The sequence below is a fragment of the Nonomuraea sp. NPDC050202 genome, from assembly GCF_040656115.1.
GTDB lineage: Bacteria > Actinomycetota > Actinomycetes > Streptosporangiales > Streptosporangiaceae > Nonomuraea.
Map to the genome: position 1 here is coordinate 172,640 of NZ_JBFALF010000002.1, position 23,492 is coordinate 196,131.

The window sequence follows — 23,492 nt, forward strand, 5'->3', positions numbered from 1 at the left end:
GGGCCGGGATGCGGCGCGGCTCAGGCGCGGACGAGCAGCGCGGCGAGTGCCGTGACGCCCGTCAGCACCACGCACCCGGCCACCGCGACCGCCGCCCCCTGCGCCGGCCCGAGGCTCCCGACGACCGCCGCGATCCCGGCCGCCCCCAGCGACGAGCCGATGTACCTGGCGGTGTTGTTCGCCCCCGAGCCCATGCTCACCCGATGCGCGGGCACGCTCTCGATCGCCAGGTGCGTTATCGAGGAGTTGATCAGCCCGGATCCGACTCCGCTCACCGCCAGCCCGCCGACGACCAGCGGCAGCCAGAGCGAGAAGCCCACCCCCAGCAGCGCGGCGAAGCCGAGCGCGCTCAGCCCGAGCCCGAGGGCCAGCCGCGCGGCGGCACGCAGCGGCACGAGCCCGCCCAGCAGCGAGGCCACGAACGACAGCCCGGACCACACGCCGAACAGCAGCGCCGTGTCCAGCGGCGTCAGCCCGTGAGCCACCTGCAGCACGGTCGGCAGGTAGCTGAGCAGCCCCACCACCGCCGCCCCCACGACCAGCGCCCCGCCCGTCGCCACCAGGAACAACGGCCGCCGGAACAGCTCCAGGTCCAGCAGCGGCTCGGCCCGCCGCCGCTCGACCGCCACGAACGCCCCCACCAGCACCACGGCCAGCACGAACGCCACCACCACGACCGGCCGCGTCCACCCGGCCCGCCCCTCGGTCACCCCGGCGACCAGCGCCGCCACGCCCAGGCTGAGCAGCACCACCCCGGGCACGTCGAACCTGCGCGGCATCGCGGAGCGTGACTCCTCCAGCGTCCGCGCCGACGCGGCCGCCAGCACCAGCGCGCCGGCCGCCATCACCCAGTACGCCGACCGCCAGCTCGCCACCGCGGCCAGCACCCCGGACAGCAGCGGCCCCACGGCCGTGCCCAGCCCGATCATGGCCCCGTACCGCGCGGTGGCCCGCACCCGCTGCGTGCCCGACGGGTAGGCGTGTCCCACGATGCCCAGGCTCGCGGCCAGCATGGCGGCCCCCGCCCCGCCCTGCACCAACCTGGCCAGCACGAACACCGGCACGTCCGGGCTCAGCGCGGCCACGATCTCGGCGGCGCCCATCACGGATGTCCCCGCCACGAGCACCCGCCTGCGCCCGTGGTCGTCGGCCAGCCCGCCGGCCACCAGCAGCAGGGAGGCCAGCCCGAGCGCGATCGAGCCCAGGATCCACACCGGCCCCGTCGGCCCGGCCCCCAGCGACGCGGAGGTCTGCGGCAGCGTCGCCATCGGCAGCGTGAAGTTGGTCAGGACGAGCAGCGGCACCGCCGAGGCCACGGCGAGCGTTCCCTGGCGCACCTTCGGTTCAGTGATTGAACTCATGCCGCGCACCCTAACACGGTTCGGTGAATGAACTAACATGGGATCCATGGGACTCGGCAAGAACTACGACGGCCAGAGCTGCGCGCTGGCCAGCGCCCTGGAGGTGATCGGCGAGCGCTGGACGCTGCTCGTCGTCCGCGACGCCCTGTACGGCGTGCGCCGCTTCGGCGACTTCCAGGCCCACCTCGACATCCCGAAGGCGGTGCTGTCGCAGCGGCTGGCCACGCTCGTCGAGGCCGGTGTCCTGGAGCGCCGCCGTTACCAGGAGACGCCGCCCCGCGACGAGTACGTCCTGACCCCTGTCGGCCACGAGCTCTGGCTGCCCGTGCTGGCGCTGGCGCAGTGGGGCGAGCGGCACCTGGCCACGAAGGGCCCCCACCGGCTGTTCCACCACGTGGCCTGCGGGGGCCGGCTGGAGCCCACGTCGTACTGCCCGACCTGCGGCGGCATCGTCAAGCTGGAGGAGGTCGAGATGCGCCCCGGTCCGGGCCTGGCCGCCGACACGCGACAGGATCAGGTCAGTCTCGCCCTTCGGACGCCACACCGGATGCTCGACCCGATTCCCTGACAAAATGGGGTGTTACCCCCGAAGGGAGATCACATGAGCTGGGCCGAGATCGGGTCGGAGGCTGAGCTGCGCGAGCTGCTCGGCGAGGTCATGCCGAGGGCCGCGGCCAAGGAACGGCAGCGCCTGCACGAGCGCGACCGCGAGTGGCTGGCGGCCTCGCCGTTCTGCCTCATCGCCACCTCGGACGAGGCGGGCAACTGCGACGTCTCGCCCAAGGGCGACCCGGCCGGTTTCGTGCACGTCATCGACGACACCACGATCGCGATCCCGGACCGCCCGGGGAACCGCAGGGCGGACGGATTCCTCAATATCCTGAAGAATCCGCATGTGGGGTTGATCTTTTTGATCCCCCGCAGGAACGAGACCCTGCGCATCAACGGCCGGGCCCGGCTCGTCCGCGAGGCCCCGTTCTTCGACGAGATGATCGTGAAGGGGCACCGCCCGCACCTCGCGCTCGTCGTCGAGATCGAGCAGATCTTCTTCCACTGCGCCAAGTCGTTCCTGCGCTCTGCTCTGTGGAAGCCCGACTCCTGGGCCCCCGACACGCTGCCGTCGCACGCCAGGCTGGTCAAGGACGTGCAGCCGGTGGAGGAGAGCCTCGAACAGCTCGAAAGTTACTACGGCGAGAGCTACGCCAAGCGCCTGTACGGCTGACGCCGCAGCCCGCCCTGGCCCTCAGGCGGCCGGGGTGGGCCCGCCGGGGAAGCGGATGACGTTCTTGCCGGTGTAGGCGTGCAGATCGATCACCTTGGGATCGGTGGGGGGCTTGCGGCGGCCGGCCGAACGGATGTCGCGGATCTTGTGCCGCGCGACGGGTGGCGGCACCACCACAAGCCTCTTCATCGTGAGCCCCCCGTGATGTTCCTGTTACCTATGTTATCTACCGATGCCCCCGTAAGTTCGGTGTAAGGAACACGTCAATAGGGAAGCCTGCGCCCCGCCGGGGAGCGCAGATCCAGCTCCGGCGGCCAGGTGCGCCGCTTGGTCGCGGGCCTGGCGATCCTGACGCGTTTCATGGTCTCCCCCTTCCGCGGCGCGGCCGTTCGCCCGGCTGCGCGCCGCGCCGCTCGGCGACGGCACGGCGGGCCCGTGAGGCCCGCCATGCGCGCCAACCTAACCCGGGCAGGCGTGACCGCTCCATGCATTTCTACGGAACAGCCGGAGCTCCCGGTCAGTGGCCGGGAGTCAGGCGCGCGGTGACGCCGATCCGGTTCCAGGCGTTGATCATCGCGATGGCCACGATGAGCAGCGCGAGCTGCTTGTCGCTGTAGTGCTCGGCCGCCTGCCGCCACACCTCGTCCGGCACGGCCTCCCGGTCGGGGAGCCTGGTCGCCTCCTCCGTCAGCGCCAGCGCCGCCCGCTCCGCCGGGGTGAACACCGTGGCCTCGCGCCACGTCACCACCGACCACAGCCGCTCGTCGCTCTCACCGGCCTTCTTCATGTCGCGGCTGTGCATGTCCACGCAGTAGCCGCAGCCGTTGATCTGGCTGGCGCGCAGCTTGACCAGCTCGATCGTGGCGGCAGGCAACTCGCTGTCGTGCAGCAGCTTCTCCACTGCCAGGAAGTGGTGGTAGGCGTCGGGGACATGCTGGGCGACATTGATCCGCTGGGTCATGTGAACCTCCTGGGTTTCGTCGTACGCACCAGCAGGACGAGGCAGCCCGTCCCGTTGTGACAGTTACGGCGAAAAAAGGTTCTTCTGGACCGTCAGAGGACCCCTACCCCCGATCAGCCGTCGCAGTTGCCCCAGCTCTTGCGCCCGCCCCACGCCGTGACGCGGTTGTCGGGGTCGCGGGTCCAGCCCTCGTACTTGACGCACTTCCAGGCCCCCTCGATGTGGCCGGTCTCGGCGTAGTACTTGTAGCGCTGCACGTCCTCGCTGCGGCCGCCGCCCCGGACCTCCAGGTAGGCGCCGGTGACCGTGCGCGTGCCGGTGTAGGCGGTCTTGATCGCGGCGACGCAGTTCTTGCCGCTGCGCTTGCTATACATCAGGTACACGTGACCGAACACGGCTCCGCCGCGCGTCCGCATCGCGCGGTGACCGTCCTTGACCCGGTGGAAGCCCTTGCCGCAGACGCGTTCGGGGGTGTACGCGGCCGAGGCGGCGTACGCGGAGGACGGGACGGCGGCGATTCCGGCGGCGACAAGGGTGGCCGCGATGACCGAGCGGAGGAGCACGAGCTTCCCTTCGAAGGGGTATTTGGGCAAGGCTGATCTTTACTGTGTCTTGACCGGAATTTCAAGGAGTACTGGTAGATGCCGTTGATCGCGGTCTGTGCCGCGTGGGCCGTGTTCTGGGGGTCGTGGTCGGCCCTGCTGCCCGCCATCAAGCTGGAGCTCGGCCTCACGGCGGGCGACCTCGGCCTGGCGCTCAGCGCCGTACCGGTGGGCGCCCTGCCGGCGATGACGCTGGCCGGGCGGCTGGCCAGGGGGCGCGAACGCGGCGCGCTGGCGGTGACCATGATCCTGTTCGCGCTCGCCGTGGCCGCCATCGGGCCGGCCCGCGACGCCTGGCAGCTCGCGCTGGCCCTGCTGCTGGTCGGCGCCACCAGCGGCGCCCTCGACATCGCGCTGAACCTGGCCACGGGACGCGCCGAGCGCGAGACCGGCCGCCGCCTCTTCCAGCCGGTGCACGCCGCCTTCCCGGTGGCGGTCATCGTCGCGGCCCCGCTGACCGGCCTGGCCCGCTCGTACGGGCTCGGCGTCGCCACCGTGCTCCTGATCATCGCCCTGATCGTGGCGGCCACCTCGCTCACCCTCCTGGCCCTGCCCCTGGGGCGCGGGCTGCCGGAGCGGGGCGGGGGCGACAGGCGGCGGCTGTGGGGCGCGGCGGTCGTGCTGGGCGCGCTGGCAGCCTGCGTCCTGATCATCGAGAACTCGGTGGAGCAGTGGTCGGTCCTGCTGCTGGAGGAGCATCGGGACGCCACGCCGCTGGTCGCCAGCGCCGCGCCCGCGGTCTACATGGCGGCGCTGACGGCCGGGCGGCTGGTCGCGCAGGCGCTGCCGCGGACGCCGCTCAAGGTGTTGTTCCTGGTGGCGGGCGTCGGTGGCGGCGCCGGCATCGCGCTGGCCGGGCTCGGCGGGGGAGCGCTGATCTCGCTGGCCGGATTCGGGCTCACTGGGCTCGCGCTCGGGCCGGTGGTGCCGGCCCTGCTGTCCCGGGCCGCGGCCGACGACCCCAGCGGGACGATGGTGTGGGGGGTGTCCACGATCTCGTACACGGGGTTCGTGGTGAGCCCGCTGCTGGTGGCCGGCCTGAGCGGGTGGCTTGGCCTGCCGGCCGCCCTGGCCGCGCTCGGCCTGCTGGGCCTGCCCCTGGTGGCCTGGTCCGCCTTCGATCGCCCGCGAGCCTGAATATGGGGCTTCCTTGGGGAAAAGAGACCACGGAACCGGGTATCCCCCCGGCGGATCGACTGCAAAGGGGATCACCATGGCTGTCTGCGAGACCTGTGGTAACGACTACGACATGGCGTTCGAGGTGCACGCGCAGGGAGCGGTGCACACCTTCGACTGCTTCCAGTGCGCGATCGAGGCGATGGCGCCCATCTGCGAGCACTGCGGCACCAAGGTCATCGGGCACGGCGTGCAGTCCGGCGAGCACTGGTACTGCTGCGCCCACTGCGCGCGTGAGGAGGGCAACAAGGGCATCGTCGACCGCGTCATGGCCGGCACCTCGGCCTGAGACGGCGGCGGTCCGCGCGGAAGCTAGGCGCTGAACGCGCCGAGCAGCTCGCGCATGCGCGAAACCGCCGCGTCCAGCGGCGCCGGAGGCACGGGGGCGGCGAGATCGAGCGTGATGTCCCCGCCCTTGGCCTCCCACACCCCGGCCACCCGCCCCTCGTGGACGACCACGGGCGAGATCCAGCCGGCCTGCCGGCTCACCCTGGCCTTGAGCTCCGGAGGCAGCAGCGGCGCGAGGTCCCGCGGCGCGCCCAGGATGTACTGGTCGAAGCCGGGCAGCAGGTGCACCGCGGCCGAGGGCGCGGTGCCGGCGAGGGAGTCGAGGTGCGCGGTCAGGGCCGTCAGCGTGGCGCCGTCGTCGGTCTCCACCTCCGTCAGCTCGGGCGCCAGCTCCCGGAACCATCCCTTCAGCACGGCCTTGGGCGCCGTCCCGCCGAACAGCCACGCGTCGAACATCTGCGGCGTGGCGGGCCCGTGCGCGCCCAGGAACGCCCGCACCAGGCGCACCCCCGCCTCCTCCTGCGGCGGCAGCGAGCCGGGCCAGCCAGGAATCCAGGAGCGCGGCGCGGTGAACGTCACCTTGCCCTCTCGCGGCGGCCCGTAGCACAGCTCGCCCAGCCGGCTCAGCGGCTTGAGCAGCGCGCCCCAGCCGGAGGTCAGCGCCTCCTGCAGATGCGCGTCACCCGTCTGCGCCACCACGGCGTCGACGAGCTCCTCCCTGGTCAGGGCCCGCTCGCCGAGCGCGGCGGGGACGGCCTCGATGATCGCCGCGATCTCGCCGGCGGTGACGCCGTGGCCGCGCTGCCACGACCCCTTCTCCCAGAAGCGCAGCGTGCTCAGCGCCGCGCAGTAGTCGGCGAGCTGGTCCGACGGCACCAGGTGCAGGGTGCCGCCGCGCATGAGCCACGTCTTGACGAGCGTGCGATCGCTCCACAGCGCCCGGTCGATCTCCCCGGGATCGGGCCGGGCGCTCCTGACCGCCACGGCGAGCCGGGCCGAGGAGGCGACCTGCGCCTGCACCCCGCACAGCCGCCGCGCGACCGCCACCGCGCCGGCACCGTCGGCCGCGCTCACGAACTGCCGGCTCAACCGCCAGGCAAGGATCTGGGACCACGTCACTTTCACCAGACCAGTACTACACCCGATCGCGGACAGGTTCAGTCCGTGAAACCGATGTCCTGGTAGCGCAGGTCGTGGAAGCCGCGCGCCCCGATGTTCGCCAGCTCCTGCCGCACGGCCACCATCTGCGGCCGCTGGTAGAGCGGCAGCACGTTCACCTCCTGCCAGATGAGCCGGTCGGCAGCCTGCGTGGCCGCGCGGGCGCGTACGGGGTCGAGGCTCTGCGCGGCCCTGCTCATGGCCTCGTCGATGGCCGGCGACCCGGTGCGGCCGAAGTTGGCGTTCCAGTTCTGCCCGTTGGCGGCGTTGGCGTAGATGCCGTAGCTGCTGGAGACGGGGAAGGGCGTGCCGATGTAGGCGAACGGGGTGATGTCGAAGTTCCCCGGGATCACGTACTTGGTGAAGAAGTCGTCGCTGGGCACGGCCCTGATCGTGATCTTGACGCCGATCTGGGCCAGCATGCTCTGCACCAGCTCGCCCTCAGCCTTGCTGATCTGCACTCCTGACGGCACCACGAACCGCAGGTCGAGAGGCTTGCCGTCCTTCTGCCTGACCGCGCCGTTCAGCTTCCACCCGGCCGCGTCCAGCATCTGCTTGGCCTTCTCCGGGTTGTAGGCGCCCAGCGCTCCCGCGTTGTCCTGGTAGCCCTCCTGGGTGTTCATGAAGAAGTGGTTGTTGAGCAGCGCGATCGGCCAGTCCAGCCCCTGCAGGTCCGACTGGGCGATGGCCTGGCGGTTGATGCCGAGCTGGATGGCCTGCCGGACGTTGCGGTCCTTGAGCAGCTCGCTGGAGCCATTGAAGGTGAGGTGCCGGAAGTCGGGGCCGGCCGCCTGGCGTACCTGGGCGCCGGTCGTGGTCCTGGCCCGCGCGTAGTCCGGTGCGGACGTGCCGACGTCGATGATGTCGAGCTCGCCGTTGTTGAACGCCCCGATCAGCGAGTCCTGCTCCGAGGCCCGATAAATGATCTTGTCCAGCTTGGCCCGCTCGCCCCACCACGCCTCGTCCCGCACGATCGTGATGGTCTTGGCCGTCTGGTCGAACCCGCCGAACTTGAACGGCCCCGCCGTCACCGGGATCCTGTTCACCCACGCGTTGTTGAACGCCTCCGCGCTGCGGTTCGTGGCGGCCGGCAGCAGCGGCCCGAACAGCGCCTGCCAGTCACCGAACGGCTTGCGGAACGTCACCACCACCTCGTGGTCGTCCTTGCCCCGCGCCACCTTCTCGATGTCCTGGTAGCCGGTCGAGGAGACGATGTGGAAGGCCGGGTCACGCCCGTTGAGCGCCTGCCACTGCGCCTGGTAGTCGGCCCACGTGATCGGCTTCCCGTCGGACCACCTGGCCTTCGGGTTCAGCGTGTACGTCACGACCTGCTTTGGCCGCTGCTCGGTGACCTTGGCGTCGAGCACGTAGTCGGTGTCGACCGAGATCTCCGCCTTCTCGTTGGACGTGAACGGCGACGGCAGCAGCGCGTTGCTGATCACGGCCGCCATCGCCAGGTTGCCGTCGACGTGGGTGCGGTTCCACTGGGTGGGGAACTCGTTGATGCCCCAGCGCAGCGTCCCGCCGTCCTTGACCTTCTCGCGCGGCTGCGGGTTGAGGTCGGAAGCCTTGATCGTCCGCTCGTCCCCGGCGCTCTCCTGGCCCCCCGGACCGATTCCCTGGCCTCCACCGCAGCCCGCGGGCAGCAGCGAAGCCGCCAAGGCGACGGCCACGACCAGACGTGATGCTTTCATCGCGCGACATTCCTCCTGGATCGAGCGAGGTCTATACGACTTCGCGTCTCTCTGCGTAATGGCAGGCCGCACCCTGGTCCTCGCCCACGGGCCGCACCTCGGGCTCGACGCCGACGCAGAGCGCGCGCTCCGCGTCGGTGAGCTCCGTGCGGAACTTGGGGCACCTGGTGCGGAATCGACAGCCCGTCGGAGGGTTGGCCGGGCTGGGCAGGTCACCTTCGAGCAGGATCCGCTCGCGGGCGCGCTCGCGTACCGGATCGGGCAGCGGGATCGCCGAGAGCAGCGCCTGGGTGTACGGATGGGCCGGGCTGTCGTAGACCGCGTCCACCTGGCCGATCTCGGCGATCCTGCCGAGGTACATCACCGCCACCCGGTCGGCGATGTACCGCACCACCGCCAGGTCGTGCGCCACGAACAGGTAGGACAGCCCGAGCCTGGCCCGGAGCGAGTCGAGCAGGTTGATCACGCCGGCCTGGATCGAGACGTCGAGCGCGGAGACCGGCTCGTCGAGCACGAGCAGCCGGGGCTCCAGCGCCAGCGCCCTGGCGATGCCGATGCGCTGCCGCTGGCCGCCGGAGAAGTCCTGCGGGTAGCGGGCGGCGTGGGAGGGGTCGAGGCCGACCAGGGCGAGCAGCTCGCCGACCCGCCGCCCCACCTCGCGCCGCCCGTGCGTACGCAGCGGCTCGGCCAGGATGTCGTGCACGGTCATGCGCGGGTCGAGCGAGGCCAGCGGATCCTGGAAGACGACCTGCATGTCGCGCCGGATCTCCCTGCGCTCGGCCCGGCCCAGCCTGGCGATGTCGTGCCCGAGCACCGCGATGCTGCCCTCCTGGGGCGCGGCCAGCTCCAGGATCTGTGTCAGCGTGGTCGTCTTGCCGCTGCCCGACTCGCCGACCAGCCCCAGCGTCTCGCCCTGCCGGATGTCGAAGCTGACCCCGGCCACCGCGTGCACGGTGCCCACCCGGCGCTTGAACACCGCCCCCCTGAGCAGGGGGTAGTCCTTGACCAGGTGGTGCACCTCCAGCACGGGGTGCTCGCCGCGCACGCGCAGCCGGGGGACGCCGGACGGCGCCTCGTGCCGGCCCGGCCCGTGCGGATGCACCTCCTCCCACCTGATGCACGCCGCCCGGTGCGCCGGGCCCACCTCGAACAGCGGGGGCTCCTGCTCGTCGCACGCGCCGATCCGCATCGGGCAGCGCGGCGCGAACGGGCAGCCGGGCGGCAGCGCGGCGGGCGAGGGTGGGCTGCCCTCGATGGGCGTCAGCGGCTGCCGCCCGCCCCGGTCGACGCGCGGGACGGAACCGAGCAGGCCCACGGTGTACGGCATCCGCGTGCGGTAGTAGATGTCGTCCACGCCGCCCACCTCGACGGGCCGCCCGGCGTACATGACGAGCACCCGGTCGGCGAACCCGGCCACCACCCCGAGATCGTGCGTGATCATGATGATGGCCGCGCCGGTCTTGGCCTGCGCCCGCTTGAGCACCTCCAGCACCTGCGCCTGGATGGTGACGTCGAGCGCCGTGGTCGGCTCGTCGCAGATGATCACGTCGGGGTCGTTGGCGATGGCCATCGCGATCACCACGCGCTGCCGCATGCCGCCGGAGAACTCGTGCGGGAAGGCCAGCGCCCGCTCGGCCGGCCGAGGGATGCCCACCAGCTCCAGCAGCTCGATCGCCTTGACCAGGGCCGTCTCCTTGCCGACCCGCTGGTGCACGCGCACGGCCTCGGCGATCTGGTCGCCCACCCGGTAGACCGGGGTGAGGGCGGACAGCGGGTCCTGGAAGACCATCGACATGGACTTGCCGCGGAAGGAGTTCAGCGCCCGCTCGGGCGCGCCGATCAGCTCCCTGCCGTGCAGGCGTACCGAGCCGGTGACGCGTGCCCCGGGCGGCAGCAGGCCCATCACGGCGGCCGAGGTGACCGACTTGCCCGAGCCCGACTCGCCGACGATGCCGAGCACCTCGCCCGGGCGTACGGCGTAGCTCACCCCGCGCACGGCGCGCACGCCGCCGAACGACACGTTGAGGTCGGTGACCTCCAGCACCGGCTCGTCCATCACGCCTTCCCGGAGGAGGGGTCGAACGCGTCGCGCAGCGCGTCGCCGACGAGGTTGACCGCCAGCACGGTGATCACCAGCAGCCCGGCCACGAACCAGAACGTCCACGGCGCGTACACCGCGGTCTTGGAGCCGTCGGCGATGAGCGTCCCGAACGACACGTCGGGCGGCTGGATGCCGAACCCGAAGTACGACAGCGACGTCTCGGTCAGGATCGCGCTGCTGACGTTGAGCGTGGCGTCCACGATGAGCAGCGACGACAGGTTGGGGATCACGTGGCGGAAGATGATCCGCACCGGTGGCACGCCCATGTAGCGGGCCGCCTGGACGAACTCGCGCTCCTTCACCGAGATCGCCATCCCGCGCACGACCTTCGAGGTCACCATCCACAGGAACAGCGCCAGCATGATCACGAACAGCGGCCACTGCCCCGGCCCGAACAGCGGCGACAGGATCGCCAGGATCAGGAACGCGGGCAGCACGAGCAGCAGGTCGGTCACCCAGCTCAGCACCCGGTCCGTCCAGCCCAGGAAGTAGCCCGCGAACGCGCCCACGACCGCCGCCAGCGCCGTGGAGACCAGGGCCGCCAGCAGCCCGACGACCAGCGACTTCTGCATGCCGCGCAGCGTGACGGCGAACACGTCGGAGCCCGTTTGGAGCGTTCCGAACCAGTGGCGCGCCGACGGCGGCTGCATGAAGGCGGTGAAATCCTTGTCGGTGTAGGTCCACGGGCTGAACAGCGGCCCCACGAAGGCCAGCAGGAACATCAGCGCCAGCACCGCGAACCCGATCAGCCCCTGCGTGGAGCGGAAGAACCGCCCGGCGACCATCCGCACCCTGGACGGCGCCCTGGTCAGCACGCCGCCGGCGAGCTCTTCCGCCTGCTCCTCATCCGACAGCGTCATCAGGCCCGCACCCTCGGGTCGAGCGCGGCGTGCAGGAGGTCGGCGGCCAGCGAGGCGCACAGGACGGCGACGGCGGCCAGCAGGGAGATGGCGGCTACGGTGTTGACGTCGTTGCTGAAGATCGAGTTGATGAGCTGCTCGCCCAGCCCGTGCCAGCCGAAGATCTTCTCCGTGAACGTGGCCCCCGTCAGCAGCGCCCCGAACGTGAACGCGAAGTAGGTCACCACCGGGATCATCGCGGTGCGCAGCGCGTGGCGGGTCAGCGCCTTGCGCCTGCTCAGCCCCTTGGCCCTGGCCGTGCGGACGAAGTCGGCGCCGAGCACGTCGAGCATCATGTTGCGCTGGTAGCGGCTGAAGACCGCGATCAGCCCCACCGACAGCGAGATCGTCGGCAGGACCAGGTGCTGCAGCCGGTCCACCGCCTGGTTCCACAGGCCCTCGACGTCGGCGCTGTACTCGCCGCTGACCAGCAGCACCTGGCGGCCGAACACGTGCTGGTTGGCCCACGCCGCGACCAGGATCAGCATGTTGGCCAGCACCACCACAGGCACCGCGAGCACCAGGAACGACAGCCCGGTGGACAGCCGGTCGAACCAGCCGTACTGCCGGACCGCCGCCAGCGCGCCCACGAGCACGCCCAGCAGGCTGCCGCACACCAGCCCCAGGATGACCAGCCGGAACGTCACGCCCATGCGGCGCTTGAGGTCCTCGTTGACCGGCGCGCCCGCCACCGTGCGGCCGAAGTCGCCGCGCAGCACGCCGCCGGCCCAGACGGCGTAGCGCTGCAGCAGCGGCGTCTTGTCGTTGAGGTTGAGCGCCGAGAGCTGGGCGTCGACCACGGCGGGCGGCGGTTTGGGCGTGCGGTCGGCGTAGTTGGAGCGGGGGTCGAGAGCCGTCGCCGCCAGCAGGTAGGCCAGGCTGGCGGCCACGACCACGAGCACGGCGTAGTTGAGCAGCCTGCGGGCCAGGAACCCCGCCATCGCTCCCCCTCCTAGGCGCGCGCACGCACGACCGAGCCACCGGACTCATCGTAGTCACATTGCTACACCATGTGAGCCTCGCGCCGCACGGAACATGTGAAGAAGGTCAGCGTCCGGAGAGTTCGTCCACCGCGGTGCGGACGTCCTCGCTGGTGATGGTGGTCAGGTCGGCCGCGCTGGCGGAGCCGCCGCGCGAGGCGTGCGCGGCCAGCCGCACATCGCGCCGCATGGCCGCCCGCTCGAACAGGGACCTGGCGAAGCGGCCGTTGCCCAGCCCGTCGATCAGCCGGTCCTCGCACACCCAGGTGAACACCTCGTCCAGCCGCTGCAGCGCCTCGTCGTCGAAGGTGTCGCCCGACTTCTCCGCCAGCAGCACCGCGATCTGCGACAGCTCGCGCGGGGAGTAGCTGGGGAAGGCCACGCGCTGGTTGAAGCGGCTGGCCAGGCCGGGGTTGGTGGACAGGAACGCGTCCATCTCGCGCTCGTAGCCGGCCAGCACGACGACCAGCCGGTCGCGGTCGTCCTCGGCCCGCTTGAGCAGCGTCTGGACGGCCTCGGCGCCGAACGCGTCGCCGCCCTGGTAGCCGGGGTTGACCAGGCTGTAGGCCTCGTCGATGAACAGCACGCCGCCCAGCGCCCTGTCGACCAGCTCGTTGGTCTTGATCGCGGTCGCCCCGAGATGCTGGCCGACCAGGTCGGCCCGGTGCGCCTCGACCACGTCGGGCCTGGCCAGCAGGCCGAGCGCGGCGAAGACGCGGCCCAGCACGCGGGCGACCGTGGTCTTGCCGGTGCCCGGCGGGCCGACGAACACGAAGTGCCGCATCTGCTGCGGCGTGGGCAGCCCGCGCTCCTGGCGCATCCTGGCCACCTGGAGCTGGGCCGCGATCGCGTGCACCTGGCGCTTGACCGGAGCCAGCCCGGCCATCCTGTCGAGGTCGGCCAGCGCCTCCTCCAGCGTGGGCGTGGCCACGTAGCCGCGGAAGCGGGCGGTCAGCTCCTCGAACGCCTTGGTCACGTCGGGCGTGGTCGTGGTGACGAGGTCCTGCGTGGTCGGCGTGCCGCCGGCGCCCACCACGCGGACGTCGCGGGCCTGCGCGGCGGCCTCCACCAGGCTGCGCGCGAACCGGGCGTTGCCCAGCTCGTCGACCAGGCCGCGGCGGTGCACGTCGTCGTAGAGGCCGAGCAGCACCCGCTTGGTCGCGTCGTCCATCTGGTCGCCCCTGCGCCGCTGCAGCAGCCCGGTGACCTCGACCAGCTCGGCGGGGGAGTAGCCGGGAAAGCGCACCCGCGTGGCGAACCTGCTGGCCAGCCCGGGGTTGCTGGACAGGAACGAGCCCATCTCCTGCTCGTAGCCGGCCAGGATGATGATCAGCCGGTCGCGGTCGTCCTCGGCCCGCTTGAGCAGCGTCTGCACGGCCTCGACGCCGAACCGGTCGGGCTGCCCGTCGGAGGAGTTGACCAGGCTGTAGGCCTCGTCGATGAAGAGCACGCCGCCCAGCGCCCTGTCGACCAGCTCGTTGGTCTTGATCGCGGTCGCGCCCAGGAACTCGCCCACCAGGTCGGCCCGCTGCGCCTCGACCACGTACGGCGTCTCCAGCAGGCCGAACGAGTAGAAGATCTTGGCCAGCGCGCGGGCCACGCTGGTCTTGCCGGTGCCGGGCGGGCCCACGAACACGAAGTGCCTGGTGGGCCGCTCGGCGGTGTAACCGGCCTCGGCGCGCAGGCGCGACGCCTCGATGGAGGCGGCGATCGAGCGCACCTGCTCCTTGACCGGGGCCAGCCCGATCATGCTCTCCAGCTCGGCGAGCGCGTCCTCGACGGAGATCTGCGGCGGCGCGCCCGACCTGTCGTGGGGCGCCTCGGGCCTGCCTTCGCGGACCCTGACGCGTACCTGCTGCTCGGCGGCGGCGACGCTCTCCGCGCGGGCCTTCCTGGCCAGCACGAACCGGTAGCCGAGGACGGCCACGGCGGCGGCGCAGGCCACCCAGACGGCCGTGCTGTCGGAGACGGGGGAGAGCGCGGCGGCGAGCAGGCCGGCGGGGGCCAGCGCCATCAGCGTGGTCACCCACGGCGTCACCCAGCGGATGAGGTGCGCCGCTCCGGCGACGGGCAGGGCGAGGAAGACCATGACGTGCACGGTGACGGCGCCATCGGGGAACAGCCGCCCGAACACCTGCAGCGCCAGCGCCATCCAGCCCGCCACGACCAGCGCGGTGGCGGCGGCCCTGGGATAGCGCATGGTCAGCGCGACGAACGCGAGCAGCAGGAGCACGAGGGGGAAGGTCTTGAGCAGGTCCCATCCGAGGGCGGCGCCCACGCCCATGGTGACCACGAGCACGGCCACGTAGAGCACCCGGCGCACGGCCGGGGGAATCTGGAAATACCGCAGCCGAACCTTCTCGAACAGATCCCGCGCCGCGGCCCGCCCCGCGGTCTGGGCCCTGCCGGACTCACGCATCACGCCTCCCCGGTCCGCCCCCGGTTATACCGCACCGGACCGACTATTGGGCGGTCCTGACACGCTAGGTGGAGGTCACGAAAAGGGCTATCTGACGGCCGAGTTCCGGCCCCGCGTCCTCCTGCAGGAAGTGCCCGGCGCCCTTGATCACAGGATGTCGCAGGCCAGCCGTGCCGCGCAGTGATTCGCGCAATATGGGTGCCATGCCCCCCGTGATCGGATCCCCGTCGGAGAAGGCCACCAGGAACGGCCTGTCGAGCGTGGTGAGAACCTGCCAGGCAGCGCGGTTGGCGGGCGCGGCGGGATCGTCCGGCGCGATCGGCACCAGCCCGGGCATCGCCCGCGGTCCCGCCTTGTACGACTCGTCGGGGAACGGCGCGTCGTAGGCCGCCCGCACCTCCTCCGGCAGCTCGCTCCTGCACCCGGCCTGGACGAGCCTGGCGATGTCCAGCGCCGGCGCCTTGAGCACCGTGTTTTTGAACCGGTGCCACACCTCGGGCATGGGAATGTCACCTGTCGGCAAGCCCGTGTTGGCGGCCACGATCCTGGCCACGCGCCCGGGGTGCTCGGCGGCCACCCGCAGGCCGATCAGCCCGCCCCAGTCCTGGCCGACCACGGTCATGCCGCTCAGGCCGAGCGCGTCGAGCAGGAGCGCGCGGGTCCACTCGACGTGCCGGGCGTAGGTGTGGTCGGCCGGATCGGCGGGCTTGTCGGAGCGGCCGAACCCGATCAGGTCCGGCGCGATCGCGCGCAGCCCGGCCGCGGCCAGCTCGGCCATGACGTGCCGGTAGAGGAAGGACCAGCTCGGCTCGCCGTGCAGCAGCACGACGGGCTCGCCGCCGGCGGGGCCGGCCTCGACGTAGGCCATCCGCAGGCCGTCGCCGACCTCGGCGTAACGGGGCTCGTAGGGGAAGCCGGGCAGGTGGGCGAAGCGATCGTCCGGCGTGCGCAGGATTCGCATAGAACAAGGTTCTACCCCGGCGGCCGGGCACCGCGCCAGGGACACCACCCCGCCGCCGCGCGTGGTGCGGGTCCTTCGGGAGGGGCCACGGCCGCCACAGGTTTCAGGGAAGGAGGCGCCTCGCCCGGGTGTCCCGAGGGAGTCAGCGGCGCTGGTGGCGGCCGGGGAACTCGCCGAACAGCACCTGCTTGGGCGTCACGCGCAGCACGTCGGAGTCGGCCCTGGCGATGCCGCGCACCTCGACCCAGAACCGCCGCTGCAGCGGATCGGTGGCGAACACCGCCACCCTCGGGTCCTGCTCGATCGCGGCCCACGCCGCCGTCTCGGCGATCAGGCGCAGCTCGCCGGAGGAGGTGACGGACGCCACCGCGCCGGCGACCCGGGGCCCGAGCGAGTCCCCGTACGACAGCACGATGCTGCGGGCGTAGGAGAAGGTCTGGCGTACCTCGGGGTTCAGCGCGACCGACGGCCCGGCGCCCACGGGCAGGTCGCACATGAGCAGGGAGGAACGCCACGGCCCCGGCCCGCCCCGCCACCACGCCTGCAGGCCCCGCAGCGCGAGCACCAGCGCCACCGCGGCCAGCGCGCCGAGCCCGATCCGCCATGCCCACTCCGCCGCCCATCCCGCTGCCCACCCTGGTGCCCATTCCGCCGCCCACGTCGCCCCGAGCAGCCCGCCCGCCGCGCAGGCCACGGCCCCTGGCACGACGAGCCAGGTCGCCGCGGCCAGCCACGGGTCCCCCCAGTGGCGGGCGCGACGCCGGGCGCGCAGGTACCCGCGCACCACCGGGTACGGCACCACCACCGCGGCCACCGCCGCCCCCGGCTCCACCACCAGCGCCCCCGCCACCAGCGTCACCAGCACCGACCAGGTCCTGCCGAGCACGATCCAGAGAGCCACCCCGGCGTTGCGCCGGGCGGTCCGCTCGCTCTCCCGGGCCGGCTCCGTCACGGCCAGTGCCCGCAGCGGCCGCCCCCGCCACGACTCGGCCAGGACGCGCACCGCGGCCAGCGCGGGCCAGCCCAGCACGACGATGCCCGCCAGCCCGGCCCAGACGGGATCAAGCGAGGACGGCAGCACCCGTACCGCGCCGAGCAGCAGCCACGCGGCGAACGCCGCCACCGACAGGGCCGCCGACACCACCGACACCCCGAGCCAGGGGTCCCGGCCGAGCATCGCCCCCACGTACGGCCAGACGCCGACCCGCCGCGCCTGCCGCACCGTGAGCGGGACCAGCAGCAGGAGCACCGCGCAGCCGCCGAGCCGGGCCTCGGTGCCCCGGTCGAGCAGCAGCGCGCACGCGGCGATCCCCAGCGCGGCCACGGCGAGCAGCAGGCGCACCTGGCGGGACCAGACCTCCAGCGCGCGCCTGGCCCGGCCCGTCTCGCGCGGGTCGACCGGCCAGGCCGGGTCGTGGTGCGGCCGGGGCCGGTCCCAGCGCAGCAGCGCCAGCCCCAGGTTCACGCGGGCCTGCGGGTCGCCGGGGTCGATCGCGAGCGCGGCCCGGTAGGAGCGCTCGGCCCGCGCGTGCTCGCCGCGCAGCAGGGCGAGGTCGCCGAGCATGACCTCGGGGCTCGGCTCCTCGGGCGCGAACTTCCTGGCCAGCTCGGCCTGCTCGACCGCCTCCGCCCAGCGTCCCGGTGTGCGGCGCAGCACCGCGGCCAGGCGGAGCCGGGCCTGCCATGAGCCGCGGGCCAGCTCCACGGCCCGCTCGGCGGCGGGCACGGCCTCGGCCTCGCGGCCCAGCCGTTCGTGGGCCAGGCTGATCAGCCGGTGCGCCCACTCGGAGCCTGGATCGAGGTCGGCGGCGCGGCGGGCGGCGTCCAGCGCGGACTCGGGGCGGCCGGCGTTCAGCCTGGTCAGGGCCTCCTCGCACCATTCACGTGAGGACCGGTCGGGATGGTTGCCTGTTTTGTCGCTTTCGTCGGTCCCCACGAGTCCCATGATCGGCTGGCGGGCGATTGTTGGATAGGTACCGACATATGGCTGTATCTCTCTAGAGAGGTGTGCGGTGGCCGTGGATCGGCCGATACCGCTATCACAACCCCCCGGCATGGCCTAAGCTGCCACGCAAGCCGGGAGCGCCGGAATCAGGCCGCAGAGCTCGAGAGGAGCAGGTGGCGAGCCACGGTTCCGCCGCCGCCGACCACCAGCACGTGCGGGCCCTGTGAAGCGGATCGGCCTGCGAGGAGGCCCATGACCGTCACACAGGCCGCATCCTTCGTACGCACTGCCGACCGGGACCCCCAGGACCGCCGCTGGTCCATTCTGGTGCTGCTCTGCCTGAGCCTGCTGCTGATCACGGTCGACGCCACCGTCCTGCACATCGCGGTGCCCGCGCTCACGGCCGCGCTCGAACCCTCCGCGGTGCAACTGCTGTGGATCATCGACATCTACTCGCTGGTGGTCGCGCCGCTGCTGATCATGTTCGGCACGCTCGGCGACAAGTACGGCCGCAAGCGGCTGGTCCTGTGGGGCATGGTGCTGTTCGGCCTCGCCTCGGCCGCGGCCGCGTGCGCCCCGACTCCGCTGACCCTCATCCTGGCCAGGGCGCTGCTCGGCGTGGGCGGCGCGATGATCATGCCGGCCACGCTCTCGCTGATCCGCCAGGTCTTCACCGACCGGCGCGAGCGCGCCATCGCCCTGGGCGTCTGGAGCGCCGTCGCGGCGGCGGGCGCCGCCGTCGGGCCGCTCGTCGGCGGCGTGCTCGTCGGCATCTGGTGGGGCGCGGTCTTCCTCATCAACGTGCCGATCCTGCTGGTGCTGCTGCCCGCCGCGATGCGCCTGCTGCCCGACTCGCGCGGGCGCCGCCACCGGCCGTGGGACGCGCCCAGCGCCGTCCTGTCGGTGGCCGGCATCCTGGCGCTGGCGTTCGGGCTCAAGGAGGCTGGCTCGGGCAGCCTGATGCCGTTCTGGGTGTCGGTCATGGTGTTCCTGGCCGGGCTGGGGCTGCTGGTGGCGTTCGTGCGGCGGCAGACCCGGCTGCCCGCGCCGTTCCTGGAGATCGGCCTGTTCAGGAGCCGGGAGTTCACGACCGGCGTCGCGGGCGTGCTGCTCGGCGTGTTCGCGCTGGTGGGCCTGCAGCTCATGCTCGCCCAGTACCTGCAGCTCGTCCTCGGCGACAGCCCCGTGCGCGCGGCGCTGCGGATGTTGCCCCTGGTCCTGTCGGCCGTCATCGGCGGGCTCGCCGCCGCCCACATCCTGCCCAGGCTCGGCATGCGGGCCACCATGAGCGGCGGCCTGGCCCTCGTCGCGCTGGCCCTGACCCCCACCCTGACCTGGGGCGTCGAGGGTCACCCCGTGATGCTGGCGGTGTGCTTCGTGGGCATCGGGTTCGGTGTGCAGGTGGCGCTGCTCGCCGCCTCCGACACGATCATGGCCGCCGCCACCGAGTCCCAGGCGGGCGGGGCCGCGGCCATCGAGGAGACCGCGTACGAGCTGGGGGCCGGCCTGGGCGTGGCCGTGCTCGGCACGATCACCACGATCGTGTACGCCCCCGGCCTGCCGTCCGTTCCCGGCGTGCCGGAGGGCGGCATGGACAAGGCCAGGCAGTCGCTGGCCGCCGCCGCGCACGTCGCGGACGAGGTCGGCGGCTCCGCCGGCGGCGCGCTGCTCGACGCCGCCCGATGGGCCTTCGTCAACGCCCTGCACACGACCGTGGTCGTGAGCGTCGTCCTGCTCGGCCTGACCGCCGCCGTGGTGGCCATGCTGCTCAGCCGTGATTGAGGTGTGCCATGTCCCGATTAGGGCAGACAACTACCGTGAAACAGGTCCTCCGTGATCTTGCCGCATTAGTCGCCCGCATCGGTGTGGGCGGTATCTTCTTCGCCAACGGGTGGACCAAGCTGGAAGACGGGCTGAAGATCACCGGAGCGAAGTTCCTGGAACAGGGCGCCCCCGCGCCCGGCGCCTGGGCCACGGTCACCATGCTCGCCGAGCTCATCGGCGGCGCGCTGCTCATCGCCGGCCTGGCGGTCTCGGTGACGGGGCTGATCCTGTTCGCCGAGGCCCTGGCGGTCTTCCTGGTCGCCCCGCCGCTCAACCCCATCACCATGAACGAGCTCATCCTGCTCGGCGCCGCCTCGCTCCTGCTGGCCGTGGTCGGCGCGGGCCGCATCTCGGTGGACCACATGGTGGTGATCCGGCGGAGGGAGTCGGAGGCGGCGAGCGAGTTCGCCGCCGACACCGAGGCCGACCGGGTCATCGCCTCGCTCAGGGAGCCCGAGGAGTCCCCGCCGCCGGAGCCCGAGCCGGAGATCTCTCCCACCGAGGACACGGCGCCGCATCCGCGGCCCCGCGCCCAGGCGGAGCAGAAACGCAACGAGGAGCCCGCACCGGCCGCCGCGCCGGCTCCCGCACCGGCTCCCGCGCCGGCTCCCGCGCCGGGCGACACGCTGGTGGCGGGCCGCAAGAAGCCTCAGGCCCGCACGCGCCGCACCTCGACCGACTAGCACGTACCGGGCGAATCCCGGATCCCGGCCTGGACGAGCCGGTGACCCGTGAGACGGGCGGGCGCCCAGCGGGCCCTGACCTTCGCCGCCGGCGTGCCGCCCGCCATCGACGGTGCCACCGGGCGACGGAAGCGGTGGCCACGCAGGGTGGAGATCGGCTTCGCCCGGTGAATATCCTGGCGGCGGCAGAGCCGAGCGGGGAGCAGCGATGACGGGCAGGGCGCGGGCGACGGTGCGGGACGTCGCGGCCGAGACGGGCCTGTCCATCGCCACCGTCTCCCGCGTGCTCAACGGCCAGGCCAACGTCGCCCCGCACACCCGCGAGCTGGTGCTGCAGGCGGTCGGCCGGCTCGGCGACCAGGCGCCCCGGCCCCGCGCCACGCCCGACGCCCAGGGCGGTGCGGTGTACGTGCGCTGCCCGTACGTGCTGACCGACTACTTCGGGCTGATCGTCTCCTCGGTGGGCGAGACGATCGAGTTGCACGGCAGGCAGATGATCCTCGGGGCGGGGGAGGCGGCGCAGCGCAGCGCGGTGCTGCCGGGCCTGCCCGGCCTGCCGGGTGTCGCGGGCGCGATCCTCATCCTGCCGCCCGAGCCGGGCGAGGAGCTCGTACGCCTGCGCGACCGCGGCTTCCCCTTCGTGGTGATCGACCCGCGCACGCCGCCGCCGAAGGACATCGTGGCGGTGTCGGCCGCGCACTTCGCGGGCGGCCGCAAGCTGATGGCGCACGTGGTGGAGCTGGGCCACCGGCGGGTCGGGATCATCGGCGGCCCGGTGAAGTGGCTGCCCAGCGAGGCCAGGCTGGCCGGCTACACCGCCTCGCTGGCCGACGCCGGGGTGCTGCCGGCCCCCGAGCTGCTGCGTCACGTGCCGGAGCCGAACATCGAGCACGGCTACCTGGCGGCCCGCGAGCTGCTCGGCCTGCCGGACCGGCCGACGGCGCTGGTCGCGTTCAACGACAAGATGGCGGTCGGCGCGCTGCGCGCGGCGGCCGAGCGCGGGCTGAGCGTGCCCGGAGACCTGTCGGTGGCGGGCTTCGACGACATCGACATCAGCAGGGCGGCCTCGCCCGCCCTGACCACCGTGCGCCAGCCGCTGGAGGAGATGGGCCGGATGGCGGTCACCCTGCTGATGCGGCTGCTCAGCAGGCACACGCTGGAGGCGCTGCACGTCTCCCTCGGCACCGAGCTGATCGTCCGAGGCTCCACGGGGCCGGCCCCGCGCTGACCGTTTCATTTGTTACATCGGTTGACTCACCCTTTTGACTCATGCTCTGCTGCTCAAAGCAAGGCAGTGTTTCAGCATGTTTCATTTGTTACAAGGGCATCACCCCCCCCGGCCCTGAGAGGACCTCTGCCGTGTCCAGAATCCTTCTGGCGCTCGCCTGCGCACTCGCCCTGGTGGCCGCCGCGCCCCTGCCGGCCGCCGCCGCGAACGAGCCGGTGAACGTCTGGCTCACCACCACCTCCGACTCCGGCGGACGCACCGTCACCCGCGGCCTCGCCCAGCAGACCCCGATCGCCTTCGGCCCCGCCGGCGGCACCGCGAACCACACGATCACCGTCAACGAGGGCACCACGTACCAGCAGTTCGAGGGCGGCGGCGCGTCGATCACCGACACCACCGCGTACCTGCTGCGCGGCGGCCCCGTCAGCGCCGCCACGCGCGACGCGGTCATGCGCAGGCTGTTCCACCCCACCGACGGGATCGGCCTGTCGTTCGTACGCAACCCGATCGGCGCCTCCGACCTGTCGCGCCCCGGCATGGTCTCGCTCGACGACACCTGCTGCGACCTGAACGACTTCGGCGCCAACGGCTACGACACGAACGTGCGCCTGCTCACCGTCCAGGCCAAGCAGCTCAACCCGGCCCTGCGGGTCAAGGGCGTGCCGTGGAGCGCGCCCGGCTGGATGAAGGACAACGGCCGGATGGACCAGATGGGCTGGCTCAAGTGGGAGTACTACGGCATGTACGCCCAGTACCTGGTCAGGTACATCCAGAGCTACCAGGCCGCCGGTGTCCCCGTGGACTACCTCTCCGTCCAGAACGAGCCCAACTGCTGCCAGGCGGGCAACCCGACCGCCATGAACTACCCCGGCATGTCCTGGAACGCCTCCGGCCTCATCGAGCTCACCAAGAACTTCGTCTACCCGGCCTTCCGGGGCGCCGGCATCAGCACCAAGGTCCTCGTCCACGACTGGAACTACGGCGACTACGCCCAGATCGGCCAGCCCATCCTGGCCGACGCCACGCTGCGCGACGACCCGCTGTTCGGCGGCATCGCCTGGCACGGCTACTGGGGTGACCCGTCCGTCGGCACCCAGGTGCACAACCAGTACCCGTCGGTACGGCAGTTCAGCACCGAGCACTCGGGCGGCACCTGGATCGCCAACCAGCACAACGAGGACATGGCCGACATCGTCACCTACGCCCGCAACTGGAGCGGCAGCCTGGTCAAGTGGAGCCTGGCGCTCAACCAGAACATGGGCCCGCACAACGGCGGCTGCGGCACCTGCACCGGCCTGATCACCGTCCAGGAGGGCGGCTCCCGCGCCGGCCAGGTGGACTACACGATCGAGTACTACACGACGGGCCACCTGACCAAGTTCGTCAAGCCCGGCGCGTACCGCATCGACTCCACCGCCAACGCGACCATCCAGAACGTGGCCTACCGCAACCCCGACGGCTCCAAGGCCCTGATCGCCCACAACGGCGGCACCTCCGCCCAGTCCGTCCGGGTGAACTGGGGCGGCCAGTCCTTCGTCTACCCGCTGCCCGCCCGCACCACGGCCACCTTCACCTGGTCGGGCACGGCTTCCTCAGGAGGCGGCCAGATCACCGGGCCGGCCGGCAAGTGTATGGACGTGGCGGGCGGCAGCAGCGCCGACGGCACCGCCGTACAGCTCTACACCTGCAACGGCACCGCCGCCCAGCAGTGGACCCGGCCCGGCGACGGCACGCTGCGCGCCCTCGGCAAGTGCCTCGACGTCCGCGACCACGGCACCGCCGACGGCAGCCGGCTCCAGCTCTGGTCCTGCACCGGCGCCGCCAACCAGCAGTGGACCCACACCCCGGGCCGCGACCTGGTGAACCCGGCGGCGGACAAGTGCGCCGACGTCACCGGCAACTCCAGCGCCGACGGCACCCCTCTGCAGCTCTGGACCTGCACGGGCGCCGCCAACCAGAAGTGGACCATCTCGTAGGGGGACAGGCCCGG

At 72.2% G+C, this 23,492-nt stretch carries 20 protein-coding genes; 8 read left to right on the forward strand and 12 right to left on the reverse strand.

The features are described 5' to 3' along the window. Positions 1-20: 20 nt before the first annotated feature. Positions 21-1,361: an MFS transporter gene (locus AB0I79_RS05835; protein WP_357867508.1), complete on the reverse strand. Its 1,341-nt coding sequence runs from the start codon at positions 1,359-1,361 to the stop codon at positions 21-23. Between the two features lie 46 nt (positions 1,362-1,407). Here AB0I79_RS05835 and AB0I79_RS05840 point away from each other — a divergent pair, with 46 nt between their 5' ends. Next, the gene (locus tag AB0I79_RS05840) at positions 1,408-1,929 is read left to right on the forward strand and encodes a helix-turn-helix domain-containing protein (RefSeq protein WP_357867511.1); all 522 of its coding nucleotides are present in this window, start codon (positions 1,408-1,410) and stop codon (positions 1,927-1,929) included. 33 nt (positions 1,930-1,962) lie between these two features. Then, positions 1,963-2,583, forward strand: a complete 621-nt coding sequence (locus AB0I79_RS05845) for a pyridoxamine 5'-phosphate oxidase family protein (RefSeq protein ID WP_357867513.1) — start codon at positions 1,963-1,965, stop codon at positions 2,581-2,583. A gap of 21 nt (positions 2,584-2,604) precedes the next feature. Here the strand turns inward: AB0I79_RS05845 and AB0I79_RS05850 are convergent, their stop codons facing one another. From AB0I79_RS05850 to AB0I79_RS05860, 3 genes are all read right to left on the reverse strand, one after another. Beyond that, positions 2,605-2,772 (reverse strand): hypothetical protein, encoded by a 168-nt coding sequence (locus tag AB0I79_RS05850; protein ID WP_357867515.1) that lies wholly within the window; start codon positions 2,770-2,772, stop codon positions 2,605-2,607. Between the two features lie 328 nt (positions 2,773-3,100). Beyond that, positions 3,101-3,544: a carboxymuconolactone decarboxylase family protein gene (locus tag AB0I79_RS05855; protein WP_357867518.1), complete on the reverse strand. Its 444-nt coding sequence runs from the start codon at positions 3,542-3,544 to the stop codon at positions 3,101-3,103. Positions 3,545-3,657: 113 nt separating this feature from the next. Further along, entirely contained in the window at positions 3,658-4,137 is a 480-nt protein-coding gene (locus AB0I79_RS05860; protein WP_357867521.1) for a hypothetical protein, read from the reverse strand. Between the two features lie 48 nt (positions 4,138-4,185). Here AB0I79_RS05860 and AB0I79_RS05865 point away from each other — a divergent pair, with 48 nt between their 5' ends. Together AB0I79_RS05865 and AB0I79_RS05870 are read left to right on the forward strand one after the other, a co-directional pair. Next, entirely contained in the window at positions 4,186-5,283 is a 1,098-nt protein-coding gene (locus AB0I79_RS05865; RefSeq protein ID WP_357867524.1) for an MFS transporter, read from the forward strand. Between the two features lie 76 nt (positions 5,284-5,359). Beyond that, positions 5,360-5,611: a hypothetical protein gene (locus tag AB0I79_RS05870; RefSeq protein WP_357867527.1), complete on the forward strand. Its 252-nt coding sequence runs from the start codon at positions 5,360-5,362 to the stop codon at positions 5,609-5,611. A 23-nt stretch (positions 5,612-5,634) separates the two neighbouring features. Here AB0I79_RS05870 and AB0I79_RS05875 read toward each other — a convergent pair whose 3' ends face one another. The 8 genes from AB0I79_RS05875 to AB0I79_RS05910 all read right to left on the reverse strand — a co-directional run bounded on the left by AB0I79_RS05875 (position 5,635) and on the right by AB0I79_RS05910 (position 17,758). After that, on the reverse strand, positions 5,635-6,735 hold the full coding sequence (locus tag AB0I79_RS05875; protein ID WP_357867530.1) for a winged helix DNA-binding domain-containing protein: 1,101 nt from the start codon (positions 6,733-6,735) through the stop codon (positions 5,635-5,637). 32 nt (positions 6,736-6,767) lie between these two features. Further along, positions 6,768-8,462: an ABC transporter family substrate-binding protein gene (locus AB0I79_RS05880; protein ID WP_357867533.1), complete on the reverse strand. Its 1,695-nt coding sequence runs from the start codon at positions 8,460-8,462 to the stop codon at positions 6,768-6,770. A 31-nt stretch (positions 8,463-8,493) separates the two neighbouring features. Then, a complete protein-coding gene (locus tag AB0I79_RS05885; protein ID WP_357867536.1) occupies positions 8,494-10,518 on the reverse strand; it encodes a dipeptide ABC transporter ATP-binding protein in 2,025 nt (674 codons plus the stop codon). Continuing rightward, entirely contained in the window at positions 10,518-11,423 is a 906-nt protein-coding gene (locus AB0I79_RS05890) for an ABC transporter permease (RefSeq protein WP_357867539.1), read from the reverse strand. The genes AB0I79_RS05885 and AB0I79_RS05890 overlap by 1 nt, the downstream gene beginning before the upstream one ends. Beyond that, positions 11,423-12,403: an ABC transporter permease gene (locus AB0I79_RS05895; protein ID WP_357867542.1), complete on the reverse strand. Its 981-nt coding sequence runs from the start codon at positions 12,401-12,403 to the stop codon at positions 11,423-11,425. The genes AB0I79_RS05890 and AB0I79_RS05895 overlap by 1 nt, the downstream gene beginning before the upstream one ends. Positions 12,404-12,509: 106 nt before the next feature. Beyond that, on the reverse strand, positions 12,510-14,861 hold the full coding sequence (locus AB0I79_RS05900; RefSeq protein WP_357867545.1) for an AAA family ATPase: 2,352 nt from the start codon (positions 14,859-14,861) through the stop codon (positions 12,510-12,512). A 64-nt stretch (positions 14,862-14,925) separates the two neighbouring features. Next, positions 14,926-15,822 (reverse strand): haloalkane dehalogenase, encoded by an 897-nt coding sequence (locus AB0I79_RS05905; protein WP_357867548.1) that lies wholly within the window; start codon positions 15,820-15,822, stop codon positions 14,926-14,928. 142 nt (positions 15,823-15,964) lie between these two features. Next, complete coding sequence (locus AB0I79_RS05910; RefSeq protein WP_357867551.1) at positions 15,965-17,758, reverse strand: hypothetical protein; 1,794 nt, start codon at positions 17,756-17,758, stop codon at positions 15,965-15,967. A gap of 261 nt (positions 17,759-18,019) precedes the next feature. Between AB0I79_RS05910 and AB0I79_RS05915 the strand changes: the two genes are divergently transcribed. The 4 genes from AB0I79_RS05915 (at position 18,020) to AB0I79_RS05930 (ending at position 23,478) form a co-directional block, all read left to right on the forward strand. After that, positions 18,020-19,549, forward strand: coding sequence for an MFS transporter (locus AB0I79_RS05915; RefSeq protein ID WP_357867554.1), 1,530 nt, complete (start codon positions 18,020-18,022; stop codon positions 19,547-19,549). Between the two features lie 35 nt (positions 19,550-19,584). Beyond that, positions 19,585-20,274, forward strand: a complete 690-nt coding sequence (locus tag AB0I79_RS05920; protein ID WP_357867557.1) for a DoxX family protein — start codon at positions 19,585-19,587, stop codon at positions 20,272-20,274. Between the two features lie 208 nt (positions 20,275-20,482). Continuing rightward, positions 20,483-21,502 (forward strand): LacI family DNA-binding transcriptional regulator, encoded by a 1,020-nt coding sequence (locus AB0I79_RS05925; RefSeq protein ID WP_357867560.1) that lies wholly within the window; start codon positions 20,483-20,485, stop codon positions 21,500-21,502. 131 nt (positions 21,503-21,633) lie between these two features. Beyond that, positions 21,634-23,478 carry a ricin-type beta-trefoil lectin domain protein gene (locus AB0I79_RS05930; RefSeq protein WP_357867563.1) on the forward strand — a complete coding sequence of 615 codons (1,845 nt, stop codon included), beginning with the start codon at positions 21,634-21,636 and terminating at the stop codon, positions 23,476-23,478. Positions 23,479-23,492: the final 14 nt, after the last annotated feature.